The sequence below is a fragment of the Thiococcus pfennigii genome (assembly GCF_016583835.1).
Lineage (GTDB): Bacteria > Pseudomonadota > Gammaproteobacteria > Chromatiales > Chromatiaceae > Thiococcus > Thiococcus pfennigii.
Genome location: NZ_NRRW01000146.1, coordinates 1 through 775, shown reverse-complemented (window position 1 = coordinate 775; position 775 = coordinate 1). Strand labels below are relative to the sequence as shown.

The following is a 775-nucleotide window of genomic DNA, read 5'->3' as shown; positions in this document are numbered from 1 at the left end:
CCGGTCTCGCTCCCCGCGCTTCGTTACCTCCACGCGACAGACCGCAGCTACATGTGTCATCAGCACTTCACATGGCAGTCACCTCACAGACTGCTAGACGGGCCAGGCTTGTCCTGGCACACCAGAGACGCTAAGGCGCAGAGAAGGAGAAGCGGAGCGTATTGGTGACATCGACCAATGCCTTCTCTTCACTTTGCGCCTCTGCGTCTCTGCGCGAGCCCGTAGGTCGCATGAGCCCTGTAGGGTCCGCTGTGCGGGCCGTTCGGGCTCGTGCAGCACTTCAGAAATCCCGAGACTGTTCGTTGTCGTTGTCCTGATCCTAGTCCGATCGTCGATTACGACAACGATAGTCGTTGGAGGTGGTCTCGGAACATCCGCACTGCTGTACTAGCTCTGTAACCGGCAACTGAGCGGCGTTCTTCTCCACCCGCGCGAGATGCGGACAATGGCTGCTGTCATCGATCACGACAGGAGACCACCATGGCCACGACCACCCGCGTGCGACGCAGCCGCGCCGACTGGCAAGCCGTCATCTCCCGCGCCGAGCGCAGTGCTTTGAGCACCGCCGCCTTCTGCGCGGCCGAAGGCATCAGCACCACCAGCTTCTACCTTTGGCGCAAGCGCCTGCGCGGCATGGCTCCGAGCGTACCCGAGCCGCATGGGCCGCCCCCTGAGTTTCTCGATCTTGGCGAGCTGTCGAGGCCGGCGAAGACGGGCGCCGCATCCTGGGACCTCGAGCTCGACCTGGGCTCCGGTGTCGTACTGCGTCTGAGGC

At 63.2% G+C, this 775-nt stretch carries 1 protein-coding gene; it reads left to right on the top strand.

Features of this window, described 5'->3' with window-relative positions; all coding sequences use genetic code 11:
- Positions 1-480 precede the first annotated feature (480 nt).
- Positions 481-775 (top strand): IS66 family insertion sequence element accessory protein TnpA (gene tnpA, locus CKO41_RS18300; RefSeq protein ID WP_200383292.1); only part of this gene is annotated, 295 nt, incomplete at its 3' end.